A 4,937-nucleotide genomic window follows, 5' to 3' on the forward strand; every position below is an offset into this window, starting at 1 on the left:
GTAAAGTTTTCTGAGGCAATTAATTCAATTCCTCTCTTTTGTCGGTCCTCTTCTTGGGCAATTAAGTCAAATATTACCGTATCTCTTTTCATGTTCAGGGGTTTGAAAGCGGATTAGCTATGTAATGAGTCTATTGATAAAGCTCAAAAACGAGCCCAAAAATAGCCTGAAAGTCTTGATATTCCAATCCTAAAACAGCTTTGATGAAAGATTAAAGATTTACTTTCCCGGATTCACTATTTTTGTACCATGTTTGATTTTAAATTCACTCCAGAAACTTATTTCGAAGAGGGATCGACTTCCGTCTTATTGGTGAAATTACAGTACCCGGAAAGTCAATGGGGTGAACAAATCAGTATTTATGCCCATTTCATAGAAAATAAAATCCAATTTGAAGCTGTTGATTTCTATGGAAATGATTTTATGCTCTTTCCTTCATCGACCTACGAACCATTAAATTTTGAGGATTTGGTTTACATGCTTGAAGGGATTCAAGTAAACCAGGATTTGAATGAAGGAAATATTGAAATTACTCTCTATGGAATCCCAGAGGTGGAAAGTGGTTTCTACCCTGAAATAAAAAAGTATTTTAAGGAAAAGAGAGAAAATGCAGGCCTAATTTAAAAATCTAAAGAATTTAAGTTTCGGCTTGATGCCAGGTGGGAGCGGAACCAATATTCATAGGTTGAGAAATCAACACATTCGTTTAACTCTATTCCCTGAAAAATTATTTTCTTCAAGCTATTGACAGGCAACCAAGATTTAAATTGCTTCGCATGTTTAGAGCTTAATTGTGATAGTTGAATCCATTTTCCTCCATCAATAGAAATAGGTACAAGTTTCGTCATATGATCACTAATAATTTGAATAAAAGTATACTCATTTTCAATGTCATACAAAATTTCAAAATTAAATCTATGTTAATAACAATTCCACCTAATCCAAAAACCGCATGATTCCAGTGTTCATTGCAGTATTAGGACTTTTTTTGGGATTATTTCTTCAGTATAAAAAGGGCTTTCCTACCGAGAAAGCTACTAAATGGACGAACTTCTATTTATTGAATATTGTCTTGCCAGCATTGGCATTGCTTTACATTCCCCAGATCAAAGCAGAATGGGCTTTGTTAATCCCAATTTCCGCTGCTTGGTTTACTTTCATTGGCTCCTGGATAATTTTTGGCATTCTGGGCAAAATATTCGAATGGGATAGAGCTTTGACAGGATGCCTTATCATCGTTGCTGGTCTAGCGAATACCTCTTTTCTAGGATTCCCAATTGTCGAAGGACTGTATGGCAAAGAAGGAATGCCAGTCGCATTACTTATAGATCAAGGTGGGTCTTTCCTACTCGTTTCTTCCTTGTCGATATTAGTGGGATCCCTTTATAGCCATAAACGTGGCAAACTCAGTAGCATCCCTTTAAAAATTATCAGTTTCCCTCCGTTTGGCTTTCTTATGGGAACTTTAGTGATGAGTATTCTGGAAATACCTACCCCGGAGATATTTATGCCCTTTTTAAAATTTATAGGTAGAACAATGGCTCCTTTAGCACTTTTTGCTATTGGCTTAAAATTCTCTTTGGATTTTGATTCGCTAAAATCCAGGTATTTTTGGATGGGAATGGGTTACCGATTAATTCTTGCCCCAATATTGGTCTGGATTATTTATAGCAATTTCCTATCCACAGAAAGCTTGACATTTAAGGTAACTGTATTGGAAAGTGGGATGGCCCCAATGATTACTGGTTCTATCGTTGCTATAAGTTTTGACTTGCGACCTAAATTAGCGACTCTTTTGGCAGGCTTGGGAATTCCAATTGCAGGTATCAGCGTATTGGCCTGGTATTATTTATTAGGCTAATTTCAGCCCCAGATCGATTGTAATTCCTGGATAAATTCATTTTGAATATGGCCATTGGATGCAATAATTTCTCTCCCGAAAATAAAGTTATTTCCACCGGAAAAATCTGTAACCGTTCCTCCAGCTTCCTGGACAATCAAAGCACCAGCAGCGACATCATAGGAGTTTAAGTTGTATTCAAAAAATCCTTCAATTCTTCCTGAAGCCACATAACATAAATCCGTAGCAGCACTCCCGAACCTTCTGAGACCATGTGTTTTTTGCATCATCGATTTTAAAGCCGCCAAATACTTATCAATCAATTCAAAATTGTAATAAGGAAATCCAGTCGCGATAAGAGAAGCAGATAAATCTGGAGCAGCGCTTACTTTAATTTTCGTATCATTACAAAAAGCTCCCCCTCCTTTTCTGGCATAAAAACATTCATGTCTGTTCACCTCATAGACAACACCTAAAACAACCTCATCATACTCCATCAGTGCAATACTAACCGCAAAGAATGGGACTCCATGAATAAAATTAGTTGTACCATCCAGCGGATCAATTACCCAATTATATCGTTCGGCTCTTGTCGTATTGGTACCCTCTTCTGTGATAAATCCTGCCTCTGGTAAAATCTTGGAGAGAGCAAATACTATTTTCTTTTCAGCCTCTTTATCGACGTAAGAAACTAAATCATTGAAGCCTTTATGCTCGACATTTTTCACATTAAAATGCTGCCTTTCTTTTCGGATAAAAGAGCCAACTTCTTTCGCAATTTCTTGGGTGCGCTCAAGAAGAACGTTTAATTGATCTAGGGTATTCATAAATAAATAGATTTGAAAATTAGGCTTTAGGATTCTTGCCTGCAACTACAAGAACAATTTCTCCTTTTACGGGATGGGTTTGGTAGTATTCGATTAATTCTTTTAGCGTACCTCTAGCGTTTTCTTCGTGCAATTTTGTCAATTCTCTTGAAACACAAGCTTGTCGCTCTTCACCAAACGCTTCGGCCAGTTGTACCAAAGTTTTTTGGATTCTGTGAGTAGATTCATAAAAAATCATCGTCCGAACTTCTTCCATCAATCCTTCGATTCTTGTCTTTCTGCCCTTTTTATGAGGTAAAAATCCTTCGAATACGAATCGATCATTAGGTAATCCACTGTTGACTAGGGCGGGAACAAATGCAGTAGGGCCAGGAAGACATTGTACTTCAAGACCTGCTTGTATGACCTCTCTAACTAAGAGGAAACCTGGATCTGAGATAGCTGGAGTTCCGGCATCACTGATCAAAGCAAAATGTTCCCCACCTTTCATTCGCTCTACCAATTTTTCTACCGCTTTATGCTCATTGAAAATATGGTAGCTCTGTAAAGGTCTGGAAATATTCAGGTGTTTAAGTAATATTCCACTTGTTCTGGTATCCTCAGCTAAAATCACGTCGGCCTGCTTGAGAACTTCAATAGCCCTTAAAGTGATGTCCTGAAGATTTCCGATTGGTGTCGGGACAATAAACAGGTTAGGACGTGAAACTTCGCTCATTTCAATATTTTATCAATGGCTTTCGCTAAAGAACGGTCTTTCTCGGTGATCGTATTGCCCGCGTCATGTGTAGTGAGCTCAATGGTTACTTGATTATACACGTTACTCCAGTTAGGATGATGTTGGGCACTCTCCGCAAGAAAAGCGACACGCGTCATAAAGGCAAAGGCCTCTTGAAAATCTTTAAATTTGAAAGTTTGCTTTAGCTTATTGTTTTCTTCAATCCACATTTTTTGGTTGCTTTAAAGTGAAATTATTCCTTCTATGTTAGAAACTTTTTCATAAATGTCAACTATTTGATCCGGAGTTTCCATCATTGCCTGGATCGTAGTACTGACATATTTGCCACCAGAACTCGGTTTAATCTTTATCTCATTTTTTGGGAAAAAAACCGCTATTTCATTCTCCTTCCCGCTTGGCACAATAAACTTAAACATATAAAGCATCGGGAACTGTCCTGATGCTTCTAACTTTTCTTTGAAGTTTTCTTTATCAAAATTCCTGTCCATGGTCTACACCCTTTAAGTAATTCTAAATAGGTTCAAACAAAGAACCCATGCCAGTTGGCATGGGTTCCGATGTTCTTTTCTTTATTAAAAGAATTTATATCGGTAGTCTTTTACATCAGCAAGATCTTGCAGGGCCATCATGACCTGATACGATGTTCGCTGAGAAGCACTTTGTGTTAATTGATTTTGGAATCCACTGTAATCTCCTATTTCGGCAGCTGGGGTTAAGTTATTAAGTTTTGCTACAATGACTCCCACATCTTCTTTAATAGGTGCCGTCATTTCTCCGGAGTTTTGTAAACCAAAAACTGAACCTATAGCCTTTGGCGCAAATCCTACACCTGGAATAACAGAAGCGCTGAGTTTCAAATCAGGAGTAGTATTTAAAGAAGCTTCCGGAAATTCAGCTTGCATCTCTTCAAGAGTAGATTTTCCGTTCAACCTTTCGGCTATTGCAGCAGCCTTCTTATCGTTTCTAACCTGAGCCTCAACTTGAGATCGTACATCTTCCAGCTTAGCATCTCCTTCTTCTTTTTTACTGATCAGAGAAGCTACTATGTAATTATTATCCAATTCGAACACTGGAGAAACTTCATCTTCAGAAGCTTCCGTAAAAGCCCATCTAATGACTTCTCTCGCGTTCTGTATGTTATTGATATTTCTGCTCGTTGCATCTACGTTGCTAGCCTCTAGAACTCTGTAACCATCGGCAGCTGCATTCTCATTAAATTCTATTCTGTTTCCACTGGAAGCTGCAAATGAATCTGCATTTCTGAATGCCTCATTTCTAGTTGCATCGCTTGCCACAAGCTCAAGTTCTAATACTGCCAGTTTTGTATATTCGGTCAAAGGCATTCCAGTTACTTCAATAATATGGAAGCCATATTCAGTTTCCACTAACTCATTGATTAGACCAGTTGACTTTTCCGCAAATACTGCATTTGCAAAAGGCTCAACGAAATCTGCCTTTGCAAAGTAACCAAGATCCCCTCCGTTTTGAGCAGTACCATCCTGACCATATTGTCTGGCAGATACAGCAAAGTTCG

The 4,937-nt window shown here is 38.2% G+C and carries 7 protein-coding genes; 2 read left to right on the forward strand and 5 right to left on the reverse strand.

Features of this window, described 5'->3' with window-relative positions; translation table 11 throughout:
- Nucleotides 1–249: 249 nt before the first annotated feature.
- Together Q0L68_RS16290 and Q0L68_RS16295 are read left to right on the forward strand one after the other, a co-directional pair.
- Nucleotides 250–624, forward strand: coding sequence for a UDP-glucuronosyltransferase (locus Q0L68_RS16290; RefSeq protein ID WP_296705217.1), 375 nt, complete (start codon nt 250–252; stop codon nt 622–624).
- 328 nt (nt 625–952) lie between these two features.
- On the forward strand, nt 953–1,861 hold the full coding sequence (locus Q0L68_RS16295) for an AEC family transporter (protein ID WP_296705218.1): 909 nt from the start codon (nt 953–955) through the stop codon (nt 1,859–1,861).
- Between the two features lie 2 nt (nt 1,862–1,863).
- Here Q0L68_RS16295 and Q0L68_RS16300 read toward each other — a convergent pair whose 3' ends face one another.
- From Q0L68_RS16300 to Q0L68_RS16320, 5 genes are all read right to left on the reverse strand, one after another.
- Nucleotides 1,864–2,667 (reverse strand): inositol monophosphatase family protein, encoded by an 804-nt coding sequence (locus Q0L68_RS16300; protein ID WP_296705220.1) that lies wholly within the window; start codon nt 2,665–2,667, stop codon nt 1,864–1,866.
- 19 nt (nt 2,668–2,686) lie between these two features.
- Nucleotides 2,687–3,382 carry a 16S rRNA (cytidine(1402)-2'-O)-methyltransferase gene (gene rsmI / locus Q0L68_RS16305; RefSeq protein WP_296705222.1) on the reverse strand — a complete coding sequence of 232 codons (696 nt, stop codon included), beginning with the start codon at nt 3,380–3,382 and terminating at the stop codon, nt 2,687–2,689.
- Complete coding sequence (locus tag Q0L68_RS16310; RefSeq protein WP_296705224.1) at nt 3,379–3,612, reverse strand: 4a-hydroxytetrahydrobiopterin dehydratase; 234 nt, start codon at nt 3,610–3,612, stop codon at nt 3,379–3,381. Before Q0L68_RS16310 ends, rsmI begins: the two co-directional genes overlap by 4 nt.
- A 12-nt stretch (nt 3,613–3,624) precedes the next feature.
- Complete coding sequence (locus Q0L68_RS16315; protein ID WP_296705226.1) at nt 3,625–3,891, reverse strand: DUF493 domain-containing protein; 267 nt, start codon at nt 3,889–3,891, stop codon at nt 3,625–3,627.
- An 84-nt stretch (nt 3,892–3,975) separates the two neighbouring features.
- On the reverse strand, nt 3,976–4,937 hold a 962-nt coding region (locus Q0L68_RS16320; RefSeq protein ID WP_296705227.1), incomplete at its 5' end, for a peptidylprolyl isomerase.

The sequence above is a fragment of the Algoriphagus sp. genome, assembly GCF_024642405.1.
Classification (GTDB): Bacteria; Bacteroidota; Bacteroidia; order Cytophagales; family Cyclobacteriaceae; genus Algoriphagus.